The sequence below is a fragment of the Nocardia sp. NPDC051052 genome, from assembly GCF_044456045.1.
Taxonomy (GTDB): domain Bacteria; phylum Actinomycetota; class Actinomycetes; order Mycobacteriales; family Mycobacteriaceae; genus Nocardia.
This window is the reverse complement of record NZ_JBITFL010000007.1, coordinates 49,574-65,948: the sequence shown is the minus strand read 5'-3', so window position 1 is coordinate 65,948 and position 16,375 is coordinate 49,574. Positions and strand designations below refer to the sequence as shown.

Annotated in this window: 15 protein-coding genes; 9 read left to right on the top strand and 6 right to left on the bottom strand. The window is 67.4% G+C overall.

Annotation, left to right across the window (positions count from 1 at the left end):
- The first annotated feature begins 41 nt into the window (after nt 1-41).
- The 3 genes from ACIBCN_RS24625 (at nt 42) to ACIBCN_RS24615 (ending at nt 3,752) form a co-directional block, all read left to right on the top strand.
- Complete coding sequence (locus ACIBCN_RS24625) at nt 42-254, top strand: hypothetical protein (protein WP_396994002.1); 213 nt, start codon at nt 42-44, stop codon at nt 252-254.
- A 96-nt stretch (nt 255-350) separates the two neighbouring features.
- Nucleotides 351-2,117, top strand: coding sequence for an FAD-binding protein (locus ACIBCN_RS24620; protein ID WP_396994001.1), 1,767 nt, complete (start codon nt 351-353; stop codon nt 2,115-2,117).
- Between the two features lie 438 nt (nt 2,118-2,555).
- Nucleotides 2,556-3,752 carry an NADP-dependent malic enzyme gene (locus ACIBCN_RS24615; RefSeq protein ID WP_396994000.1) on the top strand — a complete coding sequence of 399 codons (1,197 nt, stop codon included), beginning with the start codon at nt 2,556-2,558 and terminating at the stop codon, nt 3,750-3,752.
- A gap of 9 nt (nt 3,753-3,761) precedes the next feature.
- On the opposite strand, the gene ACIBCN_RS24610 is transcribed toward ACIBCN_RS24615, so the two are convergent.
- Nucleotides 3,762-3,983: a hypothetical protein gene (locus ACIBCN_RS24610; protein ID WP_396993999.1), complete on the bottom strand. Its 222-nt coding sequence runs from the start codon at nt 3,981-3,983 to the stop codon at nt 3,762-3,764.
- A gap of 41 nt (nt 3,984-4,024) precedes the next feature.
- Entirely contained in the window at nt 4,025-4,924 is a 900-nt protein-coding gene (locus ACIBCN_RS24605) for a glycine betaine ABC transporter substrate-binding protein (RefSeq protein ID WP_396993998.1), read from the bottom strand.
- 244 nt (nt 4,925-5,168) lie between these two features.
- Between ACIBCN_RS24605 and ACIBCN_RS24600 the strand changes: the two genes are divergently transcribed.
- The 6 genes from ACIBCN_RS24600 (at nt 5,169) to ACIBCN_RS24575 (ending at nt 11,093) form a co-directional block, all read left to right on the top strand.
- Entirely contained in the window at nt 5,169-6,056 is an 888-nt protein-coding gene (locus ACIBCN_RS24600) for an ABC transporter substrate-binding protein (RefSeq protein ID WP_396994374.1), read from the top strand.
- A gap of 10 nt (nt 6,057-6,066) precedes the next feature.
- On the top strand, nt 6,067-7,230 hold the full coding sequence (locus tag ACIBCN_RS24595) for an ABC transporter ATP-binding protein (protein ID WP_396993997.1): 1,164 nt from the start codon (nt 6,067-6,069) through the stop codon (nt 7,228-7,230).
- A complete protein-coding gene (locus tag ACIBCN_RS24590) occupies nt 7,227-7,895 on the top strand; it encodes an ABC transporter permease (RefSeq protein ID WP_396993996.1) in 669 nt (222 codons plus the stop codon). The genes ACIBCN_RS24595 and ACIBCN_RS24590 overlap by 4 nt, the downstream gene beginning before the upstream one ends.
- Entirely contained in the window at nt 7,892-8,608 is a 717-nt protein-coding gene (locus ACIBCN_RS24585) for an ABC transporter permease (protein ID WP_396993995.1), read from the top strand. Before ACIBCN_RS24590 ends, ACIBCN_RS24585 begins: the two co-directional genes overlap by 4 nt.
- Before the next feature lie 239 nt (nt 8,609-8,847).
- Complete coding sequence (locus ACIBCN_RS24580; protein WP_396993994.1) at nt 8,848-9,615, top strand: PadR family transcriptional regulator; 768 nt, start codon at nt 8,848-8,850, stop codon at nt 9,613-9,615.
- The gene (locus ACIBCN_RS24575) at nt 9,612-11,093 is read left to right on the top strand and encodes a DHA2 family efflux MFS transporter permease subunit (protein ID WP_396993993.1); all 1,482 of its coding nucleotides are present in this window, start codon (nt 9,612-9,614) and stop codon (nt 11,091-11,093) included. The genes ACIBCN_RS24580 and ACIBCN_RS24575 overlap by 4 nt, the downstream gene beginning before the upstream one ends.
- Before the next feature lie 114 nt (nt 11,094-11,207).
- Here the strand turns inward: ACIBCN_RS24575 and ACIBCN_RS24570 are convergent, their stop codons facing one another.
- From ACIBCN_RS24570 to ACIBCN_RS24555, 4 genes are all read right to left on the bottom strand, one after another.
- Nucleotides 11,208-11,858: a Uma2 family endonuclease gene (locus tag ACIBCN_RS24570; RefSeq protein WP_396994373.1), complete on the bottom strand. Its 651-nt coding sequence runs from the start codon at nt 11,856-11,858 to the stop codon at nt 11,208-11,210.
- A gap of 74 nt (nt 11,859-11,932) precedes the next feature.
- Nucleotides 11,933-13,585 (bottom strand): molybdopterin-dependent oxidoreductase, encoded by a 1,653-nt coding sequence (locus ACIBCN_RS24565; protein ID WP_396993992.1) that lies wholly within the window; start codon nt 13,583-13,585, stop codon nt 11,933-11,935.
- A gap of 141 nt (nt 13,586-13,726) precedes the next feature.
- Complete coding sequence (locus ACIBCN_RS24560) at nt 13,727-14,383, bottom strand: hypothetical protein (protein ID WP_396993991.1); 657 nt, start codon at nt 14,381-14,383, stop codon at nt 13,727-13,729.
- A gap of 194 nt (nt 14,384-14,577) precedes the next feature.
- Entirely contained in the window at nt 14,578-16,371 is a 1,794-nt protein-coding gene (locus ACIBCN_RS24555; RefSeq protein WP_396993990.1) for an AMP-dependent synthetase/ligase, read from the bottom strand.
- Nucleotides 16,372-16,375: the final 4 nt, after the last annotated feature.

Below are 16,375 nucleotides of genomic sequence, written 5' to 3'. Positions count from 1 at the left end.
GCGGAGTCAGCGGGGCGGTCGCCGCGGGCACCGTCGCGCTGATGCTCGTCGTCATCGGCACCGCGGTGGTCGCGGCGCGGCGGGACTTCCCCGGCCCGGGCAGCGAGTCGGTGGCCTGGCACGTGGCGTCGGCGGTGATTGCCGTTGCGGCACAGATTTATTCGGACAAGCGTCGGGGTTTTGCCGCTTTATCCGGATCTGCGGTTGTTTTTGTTGCCGCCGGATTATTGCTGTGGACCCAGTGGTGGAGCTGATTAACGGCGCTCCGCTGACAACAGATCGAATACGGCAGCGATAAATATTTCGTTAATGGTTGCGGTTCCGTGAATTGTGGCCGAATATTTCTCTTTGTGGCGGAACTCGAGACGGACGTACTTGTTTTGGGCGGAGGGCCCGCCGGGACCTGGGCCGCTATATCCGCCGCCGCTACCGGAGCCCGGGTGGTGCTCGCCGACAAGGCCAGATGTGGCACCAGCGGCCCCACCGCGCACGGCACCACCTCCCTGTGGAACATCCCGCCCGGACCGGCCAGGGACGAGGCGGTGCACCGCGGCTACGCGCATGGTGGCGGCCTCGGCGACCAGGAGTGGATGCATCGGGTGCTGGAGGAAACGCACCTGCGCGTAGAACAGCTGGCCCGCTGGGGCTATCGGTTCCCCGGCACGGGGCCGGGCTCCTCGCTGCGGGTGTATTTGGACGGCGCGAGTTATCTGCGCCGAATGCGGCGCAGCGTGCTCGACGCGGGCGTGCGCATCCTCGATCACCATCCGGCGCTGCAACTGCTCCTCGATCGCGACGGCAAGGTCGCCGGGGCGACCGGAGTGCAGCAGCACAACGAGTTCCAGGCGTGGACCGTGCGCGCGGGCGCCGTGGTGGTGGCCACCGGCGGCTGCGCGTTCCTATCCGGCGGGGCCGGCACCGACGTGGACACCGGCGATGGACTGCTGTTCGCCGCGGAGGCCGGTGCCCAGTTGTCGGGTATGGAGTTCTCCAGCGCGTACGGCCTGACGCCAGTGGTGCAGGTGCTTGAACCCATCCCGTCGCTGAATTCCACGCCCGGCCTCGGGCTGCATTTCGCCACCCTCTACGACGAGTCGGGCACGGTCCTGGAAGGGCATCGGGCCGCGGCCTTCGCCGCGATCGCCGACGGCCGCAAGGTCTTCGCCGCACTCGATGACGTGCCGGTGACGATGCGCGGCTGGCTGTCCGCTCAGGGTCTGGTCGACCGCGCCGGACGGGTGCCGCTGCGGGCCGTGCTGGAGGGCACCGTGCGCGGCACCGGTGGTCTGCGCCTGGCGGGCACTGATTGCGCGACCACGGTCCGCGGGCTGTTCGGCGCGGGCGATGTGACCACCAGGGAGCCGATCACCGGCGCGGTCAGCGGTTTCGGCGGTCAGGGCGGCGCATGGGCCATCGCGTCCGGCGTGTGGGCGGGCACGGGGGCGGCCAGGCACGCGCGCACGGCCGACCGGCGCAGCCCGACCCATGAGGTGGCCGGTGCCGGACTCAGCGCGGTGGCGCGGATCGATCCGCGCGCCGTGGTCGGGCTGGTGCAGGAACACACGTTGCCGTTGCGGCGCAGCTACTGGCGCAGCGCGGGCAGTCTGGTCGACAGCATCGGCGAACTGGATTCGATGTGGCCCGGCGCCGAATTCGATCTCGGCGGCACCGGCGTGGACCGGTTGCGGGCCAGGCAGGCCGCGGCGCTGCTCGCGGTGGCGCGGTGGACCAAGTACAGCGCGCTGGCGCGGACCGAGAGTCGCGGCATGCATCGGCGCACCGATCATCCCGGGGCCGGGGCGGACTGGCGGGTGCGGTTGATGTCAGGGGGCCTGGACAACGTGTGGGTGCGGCCGGATGCCCGGGAAATCGCGGCGCTGGACGCGGGAGTCGTCGGTGCCACGGAGATCTCGGTGGCACCCGCCCGCGAAGCTTTCCCGCGGGGCAGGCGCGAGACCCTGGTGCTCGACGCGCGCGGCCCCGCGGTAACCCACAAGCGCGACGTGGGCGTACTGAGCGCGCGGTCCGCGGCCATCCCGGATGCCCCGGCGATCCTGCCCGAAGAGGAGGGCGGCACCGCCCAGCACCTCACACCGGCCGACCCGATCGCGATGTGACAACTCACCGCCCGACCGTGGTCACGTGCGAGTTTTCCCTTACCGCCGGGTAATTCCGCCGCTCTAGGCTGGATACCGGCGCGCGACACAGCGAGAACCCGACCGGTTTGGCAAGTCGCGGACCGTGCTGGCAGAATGTGTCGAATTCCTTCACCTAAGCCACCGCCGGGTACGGGAGTTACGGAGATCTCCGCCTCGCGACGCACCGTCGCGACCCGAGGATCACGCCGCATGTTCTGTCCGGACCCACCCGTCCGGCTCCCGCTCCGCGGATCAGTGCCGCGCCACGTCAGCAAAATCGGCTACGGGTTTTCGTAACCTGCCGTAACAGCGAAACGTACCGGTCTGCGCACTCGATGAGCGTAATGAAAACACTTATCCCTATATACCCGGCGGTAACCGTCCCCCGGTTTGTCCGGCCCGAGCAGGAGTGAAATCGTGTCACCTGTGACTGACGCACCGAATGCCACTGCAAGTCTTTCCGAAATCACCCACGACGAGATTTTCGCGGGACATCTCGGAGGCAAGCTCTCGGTAGAACTCAGCTCGCCGCTGGAGACCCAGCGCGACCTGTCGATCGCCTACACCCCGGGCGTCGCTCAGGTGAGCCGGGCGATCGCGCAGGACGTCGAGCTCTGCAAGCGCTACACCTGGACCGACCGTCTCGTCGTCGTGGTCAGCGACGGCACCGCGGTGCTCGGCCTCGGTGATATCGGCCCGCGCGCCTCGCTGCCCGTGATGGAGGGCAAGGCGGCGCTGTTCAAGAAGTTCGCCGGGCTCAACTCGATCCCGATCGTGCTGGACACCAAGGACGTCGACGAGATCGTCGAGACGGTCATCCGGCTGCGCCCCAGTTTCGGCGCGGTGAACCTGGAGGACATCTCGGCGCCGCGCTGCTTCGAGGTGGAGAAGCGACTCATCGAGGCGCTGGACTGCCCGGTCATGCACGACGACCAGCACGGCACCGCCATCGTGGTGCTCGCCGCCCTCAACGGCGCGGCCAAGGTGCAGGGTCGCGGCATCGCCGACCTGAAGGTCGTGGTTTCCGGCGCGGGCGCGGCCGGTGTCGCGTGCACGAATATCCTGCTGGCCGCGGGCGTTCGGGACGTCACCGTGCTCGACTCGAAGGGCATCATCGGCCGTGAGCGCAGCGGCCTCAACGAGGTGAAGGCCGAGCTGGCCACCCGGACCAACCCGCGCGGGCTGATCGGTGGCGCCGCCGAGGCGCTGAACGGTGCCGATGTCTTCCTCGGTCTGTCCGCCGGCCTGATCGCCGAGGAGCTCATCGCCTCGATGGCGCCGGAGTCGATCGTGTTCGCCATGTCCAACCCGGACCCGGAGATTCACCCCGAGGTCGCGGCCAAGTACGCCGCGATCGTCGCCACCGGCCGCAGCGACTTCCCGAACCAGATCAACAATGTGCTCGCCTTCCCCGGCGTGTTCAAGGGCGCGCTCGACGCGGGCGCGCGCCGGATCACCGAGGGCATGAAGATCGCCGCCGCCGACGCGATTCTCAGCGTCGTCGCCGACGAACTCGCCCCGGACAAGATCGTGCCGAGCCCGCTGGACCCGCGGGTCGCCCCGGCCGTTGCCGAGGCCGTCGCGGCCGCCGCGCGCGCCGAAGGCGTTGCGTAGTAGGTTCGTTCACTCGCTGGAAGGCGCCTTGTCCCGGTCGGGACGGGGCGCCTTTCGCGTTGTGGTGTGCTTCCGGAGCGACAGATGGATCCAGATGTTCATGGCGATCATCGCGCACAGCGCGAAGACCAACGCCGCCGCGAACAAGGGATTCTTGTCCGAGTAGGTCGTCCAGGCGAACAGCAATATCGCCACGAGCGCCACGTAGCCGCCGATGAACCTGATACTCACGGGTCAGACGTTAGCCAGGTTCGGCGCCGAAGGTGCGATGTTTACAGCGAGTGGTCGTCCAGCCACTTGCGCGCCAGCTCGGCAGGTTGCGCGTGGTCGTCGCGGGCACTGCGGATCATGGCGGCGAGGTCGTCGGTGGTGAGTTCGCCCGCAACGTAATTCAGCTTCTTTATCTGGCGTTCGTCGAGCACGCCCTTGCGGAATAGGGGGAGTACGTTCTCGGTCCGCATCGCGTAGCTGTCGTCGGACAGGATCGTCAGGCCGTCGGTCGACCCGGGTACGACGGCGGGCGGGCCGGTCAGCAGGCCGGCTTGAACCTGCCCGTCCAGCAGCGCCTTTCGCAATGCGGCGGCGTCGGGAAACGGCACCGTCGCGGCGAAGTGACACTCCGCCACCTGCTCGACCGCGGGCGGCAGCGCGATCAGGTCCGGCACCGCGGCGACACCGACCGTGAGCGTGCCGCATCGGGGCGTGAGATCGCCGATGGTGCGCACGTTGTCGTGGGTCGCGGCCGCGGTGCTCAGCACGACGCGCGGCCGCAAGTCGGTGCCGTCGGCGGCATCGCTGACCACCAGACCCTCGGGCAACGACTTGCTCAGCGCGGTGGGCACCTTGTCGATGTCGGGTGCGCGGTCGGTGGCCGTGGCGTCGAGGAACGCCAGCAGCGCGCCGTTGTGCTCACCGATCAGATCGATCCGGCCCGCGTCCAGCGCCGCGAGATAGTCGGCGCGACCGCCGAGATGCGGCTCGACCGAGGTGCGCGCGCCGATCCGCGCCAGCGCGCCCGCATATATTTCGGCGAGCACGCGCGACTCGACCGAATCGGCGGCGCCGACCGTGATGCGCGCGCCCTGATCACTGTTACCGCAGGCTACGGCCAGTGTGGCGGTCGCGACGACCAGTACTCGAGCCAGCATCCGCAGCGACGCGGGCAACACCATTCGGCGACACCAACTCTCCGAGAGACCGACAGAGCTAACACGAACACCCTGAAGCGGGCAGTATGGACACCCAGAATGTACCGGTGGCTGTGTTGCCTCGGGACCTCGCACTGCCCGTCAGGTCGGAAGGACTCCAGTGAAAACCTCGATCACCCCCGGTGCCGCGCGGCATGGCCGGTCGGCGCTGCGGCTCGCGCTGCGCGCCACCCGGTTCATCGTCGCCGCCGCGGCCTTGGCCGTCGCCATGATCCTGTCCGCGTGCGGCGGCAACTCCGACCCACTGGCCAGCAAGGGCGACTGCGGCGGCGACGGGCTCATCGTCGGTTCGGCGAACTTCCCGGAATCCGAGACGGTAGCCGAAGTCTACGCGGAAGTGTTGCGCGTCAACGGATTCAAGGTCGACACCAAGCTGAATATCGGCAGCCGCGAAGCATACGTCCCGGCCGTGCGTGAGTGCGCCATCTCGGTGATTCCCGACTACAACGGCAACCTGCTGCAGTACTTGGACAAGAGCGCGACCGCGACCAGCGCGGCCGATGTCGATACGGCGCTCACCAAGGCGCTCGGTTCGGATCTCGTCATCGGCACCCCGGCCCCCGGTGAGGATTCCGACGCGGTAGTGGTCACCAAGGCCACCGCAGAGCGCTGGAACCTGCACTCCATCGCCGACCTGGCCGCGCACGCCGCCGAGGTGAAATTCGGTGCGCCCGCGGAGTTCCAGGAGCGGGCCGGCGGTCTGCCCGGCCTGAGGAAGAACTACAACCTCGACATCGCCGCGAACAACTTCGTGCCGATCGCCGACGGTGGCGGCCCTGCCACCGTGCGCGCGCTGGTCGAAGGTCAGGTGACCGCCGCCGATATCTTCACCACCTCGCCCGCGATCACCCAGAACAACCTGGTGGTGCTGGCGGATCCGAAGCACAACTTCCCCGCGCAGAACGTGGTCCCGTTGCTCAACGCGGCCAAGAAGTCGGACAAGGCGCTGGCCGCGCTGAACGCCGCCTCGGCCAAGCTGACCACCGCGGAGCTGATCAAACTGAACGAGGCCGTGTCCGGTAGCAGCAAGACCGAGCCCAAGGCAGCGGCGGTGGCCTGGGTGGCCGCGCAGGGACTGAACACACCGACCGGCTAGGGGAAAACCGTTGTCCGATATCGAATTCCGCGGTATCAGTAAGACCTACCCGGACGGCACCCGCGCCGTCACCGACCTAGATCTGCGCATCGATTCCGGTTCGTTCACCGTGTTCGTCGGCCCGTCCGGCTGCGGCAAGACCACCTCGATGCGGATGATCAATCGAATGATCACGCCCAGCTCCGGCACGATCACCATTGCCGGACAGGACATTTCGAAGGTCGACCCGGTAAAACTGCGGCTCGGTATCGGCTACGTGATCCAAAGTGGTGGACTGCTGCCGCACCGCACGGTCGTCGACAATGTGGCGACCGTGCCGGTGCTGCGCGGTGATTCGCGCAGGGCCGCCCGGGCGGCGGCGCTGCAGGTGCTCGATCGGGTCGGCCTGGATCAGGCGCTGGCCGGCCGGTATCCGGCGCAGCTTTCCGGCGGCCAGCAGCAGCGCGTCGGGGTGGCCAGGGCGCTGGCCGCCGACCCGCCGGTGCTGCTGATGGACGAGCCGTTCAGCGCCGTCGACCCGGTGGTGCGGGCCGAGCTGCAGAGCGAAATGCAAAGGCTGCAGGCCGAATTGCGGAAGACCATCGTGTTCGTGACGCACGACATCGACGAGGCGATCACCCTCGGCGATCGGGTCGCGGTGTTCGGCCGTGGCGGCGTGCTGCAGCAGTACGCCGCGCCGGATCATGTGCTGTCCCAACCGGCTACCGATTTCGTCGCCGATTTCGTCGGACGTGATCGCGGTTACCGTGGACTGTCCTTCCGTTCCGCGAAAACTGTTCCGCTGCATGAGATTCAGATCACGACGGCGGAGGCGGTTGCGGCGCTGCGGTTGGACCGCGGCGACTGGGTGCTGATCGTCGACGCGGCCGGTAAACCGCACGGCTGGATCGACGTGACCGGCGTGGAGGCGGTCCGCGGTGGCCGTTCGCTGGCGGACAGCACCGCCGCGGGTGGTTCGCTGTTCACACCGACCGGCGATCTGCGGCAGGCGCTGGACGCCGCGATCTCCTCGCCCGCCGGAGTCGGTGTCGCCGTGGATGATTCGGGCGCCGTCCGGGGCGGCGTGCTGGCCACCGAGATCCTGCAACAACTCGCCGACCAGCGGGCCGTGGAAGACGCCGAGCGCAACAGGCACTTCTTCGAACAGGAAGTGAGCGGCGGGGGATCGGCGTGAGATACCTGATCGACAATTTCGCCGACATCATGGGGTTCACCAAAACCCATCTGTACCTGGCGCTGGTGCCGCTGGTGCTCGGCTTGGTGATCGCGATTCCGGTGGGCGCGCTGGTGCGTCGGGTGTCCTGGCTGCGCCGGGTGACGGTGACCACGGCGAGCCTGGCGTACACCATTCCGTCGCTGGCGCTGTTCGTGATCATCCCGCCGCTGGCCGGGATCTCCACGATCGACCCGTTGAACGTGATCATCGCGCTGACGCTGTATTCCACCGCGCTGCTGGTGATCGCGGTGCCCGCGGCGCTGGATTCGGTGTCCGCCGAGGTGATCGACGCGGCCGACGCGGTCGGGTTCAGCCCGCTGCGGCGCACGCTGACCGTCGACATGCCCTTGGCCATCCCGGTTTTCGTGTCCAGCCTGCGGGTGGTGGTGGTGACCAATATCGCCATGGTTTCGGTCGGCGCGCTGATCGGTGTCGGCGGCGTCGGCAAGCTGTTCACCCAGGGCTACCAGCGTGACTACCCCGACGAGATCGTCGCGGGCATCATCGTGATCCTGGCGCTCGCGTTGATCTTCGACCGCCTCGTCTACGCGCTCGGCCGCTGGTCGACGCCGTGGGCGCGGGCCGACGCGAGGTCCGCGAAGGCGAAAGGCGGTGCCGCATGAACCTTTTCATCGACGCCTGGCACTACCTCACCGACGGTGCGAACTGGAGCGGGCCCGCGGGCATCGAACACCGTATCGCCGAACATCTTTGGTACAGCTTCCTCACCATCGTGATTTCCGCCGCCGTTGCGCTGCCGCTCGGTCTGGTGATCGGCCACACCAAGCGCGGGGCCGCCGTGCTCGTCGGTTTCGCCAATGCCATGCGGGCGCTGCCGACGCTCGGCCTGCTCACCTTCCTGGTGCTCGGCCTCGGTCTCGGGCTGATCCCGCCGCTGCTCGCGTTGGTGACCGTGGGCATTCCGCCGCTGCTGGCCGGTGCCTACGCCGGAATCGCCAATGTCCCAGCCGATGTCGTCGACGCGTCGCGCGCCATGGGGATGACCGAGACGCAGATCCTGTTCCGCGTCGAGGTGCCCAACGCGCTGCCCATCCTGCTCACCGGTCTGCGCGGTGCCACCCTGCAGGTGATCGCCACCGCGACCATCGCGGCCTACGTCAACCTCGGCGGCCTCGGTCGCTACATCTTCGACGGCATCAGCCTCTATCGGTACGACCGGGTGCTCGTCGGCGCGCTGCTGGTCGCCGTCCTGGCCATGGCACTCGACGGGCTGCTCGCCTGCGCGGTCTGGGCCAGCACCCCCGGCACCGGGCGGCTGCGTCGCGCCGGCGCCATGCCGGTGGCTCCTGATCTCAGCGTGCGATCCGCCGACTGAGCTGCCGCTCGATCCACTGGTGACCGGCTCCGATTGATGTCGGGGCCGGTTTGCTGTGCGCGTGATCACCCTTGTGCACGACGGATCGATCTTGCCTCCCGATTGATCCGCGCCGTATATTCCACGTGGAATATTAAGAGCGGAGCATGTCGGAGTGCGGGGCTAACGTTCGCCCCGTCGGTCGATGGCTCCGGCTCGCGCGAGGACCGTGCGCGGGCGATGTGCGGGAGGTGACGGAAATGGCGCAGCAAGCGCGTCAGGCGGTGACGCCCTTGGCGATCGCTGTGCTCGCGCTGCTCGAAGAGCAGCCGATGCATCCGTACGAGATGTTTCAGCTGCTGATCGCGCGCCGCGAAGACGCACTGGTCAAGGTGCGGCCCGGTTCGCTATACCACACGGTGGCGCGGCTGGCCGAGCAGGAATTGGTGCTGGCCGAAGGGGTCGACCGGGCGGGCAACCGCCCCGAGCGCACCACCTATCGGATCACCGAGCGCGGCCGAACGGCGCTGCGCACTCGGGTCGCCGAGATCCTGCGGTCGCCCTCGCCCGAGTACCCGGTGTTCGACATCGGGCTCGCCGAGGCGCACAACCTGCCCAAAGCCGACGTGCTCGCGTTGCTCGGAGAGCGGCTCGCGCAGCTGGAAGGCCAACTCGCCGAAGTCGGGATGCTGATCGGCTGGGCGGCCGAACGCAAGGTGCCGCGCCGCTACGTCGTCGTGCTCCCGTATCGGCAGGCCGTGCTCGGTGCCGAGGTCCGCTGGCTCACGGACTTCCTCGCCGAACTGGCTGGTGGCGACCTGGAATGGGACGAGTTCGACGCCGTCACGGGTGACCGGATCGCGAAGGACCCGCATCACCACACCTGGGTCAGCGGCAACCAGCTCGCGCCGCCGTCCACGCCGCACTTGGAGCGGCTGACGCGCCACCACGACAGCGCGTCCACGCACGCGTCCCACGTTCTTCCCCCCGCACTGGGAACATCCGAGATAGGAACACCGAATCCATGACCACTCAACGCAATCCGTGGCTGGCGCTCACCGCGCTGGTTGTCGGCTTCTTCATGATCCTGCTGGACATGACGATCGTCGCGGTCGCCAACCCGGCCATCATGACGGATCTGCACGCCGACATCTCCAAGGTGATCTGGGTGACCAGTGCCTACCTGCTCGCCTACGCGGTGCCGCTGCTGGTCACCGGCAGGCTCGGTGATCGCTTCGGGCCCAAGAACATCTATCTGATCGGCCTCACCGTGTTCACGGCGGCCTCGCTGTGGTGCGGTCTGTCCGGCACCATCGGCATGCTGATCGCCGCGCGCGCCGCCCAGGGCATCGGCGCCGCGCTGATGACGCCGCAGACCATGGCCGTGATCACCCGCACCTTCCCGCCGGACAAGCGCGGCGCGGCCATGGGCCTGTGGGGTGCGGTAGCCGGTCTCGCCACGCTGGTCGGACCGATCCTCGGTGGTGTGCTGGTCGACGGTCTCAGCTGGAAGTGGATCTTCTTCGTCAACGTCCCGATCGGCATCGTCGCGTTCGCGCTCGCCGCCTGGCTGGTGCCCGCGCTGCCGACCAATCAGCACAAGTTCGATATCCCCGGTGTGCTGCTCAGCGGCATCGGCATGTTCCTGGTGGTCTTCGGCATCCAGGAAGGCAACACCGCGGACTGGTCACTGAAGATCTGGCTGGTGATCGGTGCGGGTGTGCTCGTGCTCGCCGCGTTCGCGGTGAACCAGGCACGCAACACCGGCGAGCCGCTGCTGCCACTGAACCTGTTCAAGGACCGCAACTTCGCGCTGTCCAACACCGCCATCGCGGCGATGGGAGCCACGGTCACCGCGTTCATGGTGCCGTCGTACTTCTACCTGCAGGCGGTGCGGGAGATGTCGCCGACCAAGTCGGCTCTGGTGTTCGCGCCGATGGCCATCGTCACGCTCGTCTTCGCGCCGTTCGTCGGCAAGTTCGCCGACCGGCTGCACCCGAGGATCCTGCCGACCATCGGCTTCGCGCTGTTCGCGGTGTCGGTGTTCTGGTTCTCCATGCTGATGACGCCGGACTCGTCGATCGTGTGGTTCCTGGTGTCGGCCGCACTGGCCGGCTTCGCGAACTCCTGCATCTGGGGTCCGCTCGCGACCACCGCGACGCACAACCTGCCGATCCAACAGGCAGGCGCGGGCGCGGGTGTCTACAACACCACCCGACAGATCGGTTCGGTACTCGGCAGCGCGGCGATCAGCGCCCTGATCGCCGCCCGGATGTCGGCCAACGGCCTCGGCGGCGGCAAGGTCGCCGAAGGTGGTGCGGGCCAAGGCCCCATCCCCGAGTTCGTCAAGGACGCCTTCAGCACCGCCCTCGGCCAGTCCACCCTGCTCCCCGCGGGCATCCTGCTCATCGGCGTCATCGCCTCCGCCCTCTTCATCCACCACGGCAAGTCCGCCGCACCCGGCCCGAAGGACAAGCTCGCCAAGGAGCAGTCACTGGTCGGCTGATCAACGAAAGCACTGCGCCCCAAGGACCTTCATTCATGGGGTGCAGTGCTTTGTGCGGACCGACACGTCACACCAGCGAGTTGCTCATCACCGAGGCTGCCAGGGCAGAGATTGTCAGTGGTCAGGGCCAGAAAGATGGTCCCAGTCGATCCGCGTCCGGAGAAGCCCTTCGATTACGGTTTCCAGATTGCCTGGCCGCAGCTGATGATGTGCACGATATTGCCCGAGTAGATGATCGAGCACGTAGATCTCGATGGACGTCACCTCAGTGTCGGTAACCCATACGATCCAGTACCAAGGGATTCCCGCCATCGCATACATCGTCTTCTTGGTGAGGGCATCGACTTCCGATATACCGTCGGACACGACCTCGACAACGAGCTTCACCTGGTGCGCGGGTAGTGGTAGCAATTCATGACGTGGTCCGCTTAGCAGGGCGGCGTCCGGTCGTCTGATCGTTGCCTGCGGTTCTGCCCATAAGACAATGTCGCAGCCTGTGTGCACGTCCAGCGGATAACCGTTGTGCTGGTGGCGATCTGCAACCACGGCGATACCGATCACGTCGGCGATTCTGCCTACTGCCTCTCGGTGAATCCGCGTCGATTCCCGCGTGCGAATGATGTTTCCGTTCGTCACTTCGACAAGCTGACGGAAGTCCTCGTGGAGCTGCTGCCAAATCTCCACCGTGACCGGTTCCGGTTGGAGGTTTTCGACTCGGGCCCAATCGAATACGGCAGACATCATTCCCCTCTGGTAGCGATTCATCTTGGGCACGACGCCGTCCGCAGCAGCGTAGATCGGCGATCGTGGGCGAGCCTAGGTGGCTGTCCGCCAGTGGTTCAGCTGACCTGGATGGTGAGGGTGGGGTAGCCGGTGGCGCCGTCGGGGACTACGTCGGCGCGGTCGGCGGTTTGGTTGGCGCCGGAGCCGTCGGTGCTGCGGGCGCGGAGGGTGTGCGGGCCGGGGGTGGCGTCCCAGTCGTAGGTCCATTGGCGCCAGGTGTCGATGGAGAGCTCGTCGGCCAGGCGGGCGGGTTGCCAGTTGCCGTTGTCGATCTGGACTTCGACGGCGCGGATGCCGCGATGCTGGGCCCAGGCGACACCGGCGATGGTGTTGCGGCCCTGCTTGATTCGGCCGCGGGCGTGCGGGGTATCGATGCGGGTGCCGGTTTTGATCGGGCCCATGGCGGACCAGCCGCGGCGGGTCCAGTAGGCGGTGGCGCGATCGAAGCGGGTGATCTCGAGTTCGGTGACCCATTTGGTGGCGGAGACGTATCCGTAGAGACCGGGGACCACGAGCCGGGCGGGATAGCCGTGCGCGACCGGGAGCGGTTCGCCGTTCATGCCGACGGCGAGCATGGCGTCGCGGCCGTCGGTGAGCACGGACAGCGGGGTGCCCGCGGTGAAGCCGTCGGTGCTGTGCGAGAGCATCATGTCCGCGTCGGGATGCGGGCCCGCCTCGGCGAGCAGTTCATCGAGCCGATAGCCGAGCCAGCGGGCATTGCCGATCAGGTCACCGTTGACCGGATTCGACACACACGCCAGCGTCACCAGCCGCTCCAGCACCGGCCGATTCGCCAAATCCGCCCAGGTGAGCCGGATTTCACGATCCACCATGCCGTGAATGCGCAGCGACCAGTCGTCCTTGGACAGCTGCGGCACGATCAGCGCGGTGTCGATGCGATAGAAGTCTTCGTTGGAGGTCAGATAGGGCGTCAGCCCCGGCACCCGGAGATCGGCCCCCGGTGCGATCGGCACCTCAGGCGCGGTCGGCTGCGGCAATTCCACCGCCGCCCGCTCACCCGACACATCCCGCCGTCGCATTCCGAGCAACCGCCCGCCAACGCCGGTGACAACGGCCAAACCGCCGACCACCAGCAGACCTTGCAACACCTGCCGCCGTTCCGGTGCCGCGGCTGCCCGTCCAGCTTCGGCCGGATCAACGGTGACTGTGGCGGCGTCGGGACCTGTTCCGGTGCTGCGAGTTTCGTCTGAAACCGCAGCACGATCCTGCGATGCGGCCGAGTTTTCCGCGCGGGCTTCAGCAACGGCTTTGTCGGATACCTCGACGGCCTCGTCGATCCGGCGGGTCAGGACCCGTAGGGCGTAGATGCCGACCGCGACACCGATGATGGTCGGCAGCGCACCGGAGGCACTCGTGCGGCCGACCGCGACGATCGTGGCGATCACGCCGAAGATCGCGAGCACCGTCGAACCCGCTGCGCGCGAGGTGCGTTCGAGCGCACCCGCGAGTCCGGCGACGAGCACCGCGACCACCGCCATGCAGGCATACAACACGGTCTTGTCGCTCGTACCGAACGTGGTGATCGCCCATTCGCGCACACCGTCGGGCGTGTGATCTACCACGGTCGCGCCGAGGGCATTGAGGGGCGCGCTGTCGGGGCCGAAGAACGCCGCGAGCAGTTCCGCGACGCCGAGCGTCACAGCTGCCGAGACGATCCCAGCCGCCACCCGCGATCGCAGATCGGCCATGATTCCGAGCCTACTGCCCACAAACCCCCAGGATTATGACCATTCAGTGACGTCAAGGGCCGCGTCAAGATCATGGGGAACTGGTGCAGGCGGCCTCTCGCGCGACGCCTACATCAGTTCCCCATGATCTTGTAGACCGCGTCAGGCGCCGAACTCGTCGGCGAGGGTGTTCCAGAACATCAGTTCGTAGCTTTGGAAGAGGCGGGCGTAGAGGTGGGCCTCGTCGCGTTTCAGGCGTCCGGAGTCGAGTCCGGCCTGGATGGCGCGCAGGGCCTGCTGTTCGATCTCGGGCACGTCGGTGGCGTAGAAGTCGAAGAACGCGCAGGCCGCGTCGTCGAAACCGTAATGCTCGCGCATGCCGGCGGCGACGTCGCGGCAGTACGCACCGAACGCCGCGAAATTCGCGTAGATGCCCGCGGCGACCGAGGACGATTCTCCGTTCACCGCCAGCCAGGCCACATACGCCGGGTACGCCTGGCATCCCGCCCTCGGCAGTTCGGTGCCCGGATCGGCTCCGGCCGCGGCGAAGAGCGCGTCCAGCATCACCTGTGCCTGCTGCTCACCCGGCGCGAGCATGCCGAAGAACGCGCGGGCCTGCGAGTCCGCCGCCCGCGCCGCCATCTCATGAAAGCTCCGCCAGTCACTCCCGGTGATCCGCCACTCCTCGGTAGCGATCGCGGCGAACACCGACCGCGCCGCCTTCCCCGAGGCGATTAGCGGAACCAGCCGATTGTCCGCATCCTTCGGCGCCAACTCCGCCTGAATCTCATCGAGCAATTTCTTTGCGCCGTCAGTCATAGCTCCGCCGCCTCTCCGCGTCTTCAGGCCAGACTCATGTGCCGCGGTAGTGGCGATGGCGGCTGGCGGTCGACCAGCTGGCTAGGTGAGCCGGTACCCGGCGAGTTACCCATGTTCTCACGAAATCAGGCGTCTGGTCGAGTCGAAATCGCTGTCGGCGAAGGGAACTCGGGTGCGGCGCTCAAGACTGCGTCTCAGCTATAGATCTTCGCTACATCGTCCGCATGCTGCTTCATCACGACCGCACGCTTCAGCGACAGCTTCGGCGTGAGCTCGCCGGTCTCCTGTGTCCAGTCGATCGGCAGGATGCGAATCTTCTTGATGCCCTCGGCATGCGAGACCTTCTTGTTGGTCTCGGCGACCGCGGCCTCGATGTCGGCGACCAGTTCCGGGTTCTCGATCAGCTTCTCGATCGGGGTGTCCTCGGGCACGTTGTGGCTCTTCTGCCAGCTGGGCAGCGCCTCCGGGTCGAGGGTGATCAGGGCGGCGACGAACGGCTGGCCGTCGCCGACCACCATCACCTGGCTGATCAGCGCGTTGGACCGCAGCGAGTCCTCGAGCAACGCGGGGGACACGTTCTTGCCGCCCGCGGTGACGATGAGTTCCTTCTTGCGGCCGGTGATGGTGATGAACCCGTCCGCGTCGATGGCGCCGAGGTCGCCGGTCTTGAACCAGCCGTCCTGGAACGCTTCCTTGGTGGCGTCCGGGTTGCCCCAGTAGCCGTCGAACACCACGGAGCCGCGCAGCAGCAGCTCGCCGTCCTCGGCGATCTTGGCGCCATGGCCCTCGATCGGCTTGCCCACCGAACCGACCCGGATGTTCTCGGGAGTGTTCACGGTGATGGCCGCAGTGGTCTCGGTGAGCCCGTAGCCCTCGAAGATGGTGACGCCGACGCCGCGGAAGAAGTGGCCGAGGCGCGCGCCGAGCGGGCCACCGCCGGAGACCGCGGCGTCGCACTGGCCGCCGAGCGCGGTGCGCAACTTGCTGTAGACCAGCTTGTCGAACAGCGCGTGCTTGAGCTTGAGCACCAGTCCGGGTCCGCCGTTGTCGAGCGACTCGCTCCACGCGATGGCGGTTTCCGCGGCCGCGTCGAAGATCTTGCCCTTGCCGCCGTCGTGCGCCTTCTGCTTCGCGCTGTTGAACACCTTCTCGAACACCCGGGGCACCGAGAGGATGAAGTGCGGCCGGTAGCTGCCGAACTGGTCGACCAGGGTGGACCAGTCGGAGGTGTGCGCGACGGTCACCTTGGCGTCGAACGCGACCAGCGCGACCGCGCGCGCGAAGACGTGCGCCAGCGGCAGGAACATCAGCGTCTTCTTGCCCGGCCTGATGAAGGTGCCGAGGGCGATCTGGTCCGACCTGGACTCGGCGTACAGGTTGGCGTGCGAGAGCATTACGCCCTTGGGCCGTCCGGTGGTGCCGGAGGTGTAGATCAGGGTGGCGGGGGAGTCCGCGTTGACCTGCTTGCGCCGGTCGTGCACGAGCTGGTCGTCCAGGTCGGTGCCGCGGCTGATCAGCTCGTCGACGACGCCCTTGTCGATCTGCAGGGTCTCCTTCAGATCCGGCAGCGCGCTCGCGTCGATCTCATCGATGATCGCGCGGTGCTTGTCGCTGTCCACGAACAGCAGCTTGGTGGCGGAATCCTGCAGGATCCACTTGGCCTGCTCGGCGGCCGAGCTGTCGTAGATCGCGACGGTGCAGCCGCCGACGGCCCAGTTGGCGAAGTCGAGCACGGCCCACTCGTAGCGGGTGGGGGCCATGATGGCGACGCGGTCGCCGAGTTCGATGCCCGCGGCGATCAATCCCTTGGCCACCCCGGTGACGGTCTTCGCGAACTCCGTGGCCGTCACGTCCCGCCAGCCACCGCTACCGTTCGGCACGTTGAACAACACCGCGTCGGGCGACTGCTCGGCGTGCCGGAAGACGTTGTCGGAATTGTTCGCGTCTTCCGGAATGGTGTAGGAAGCCGGGACTTCGAACTCTCGCATCAGT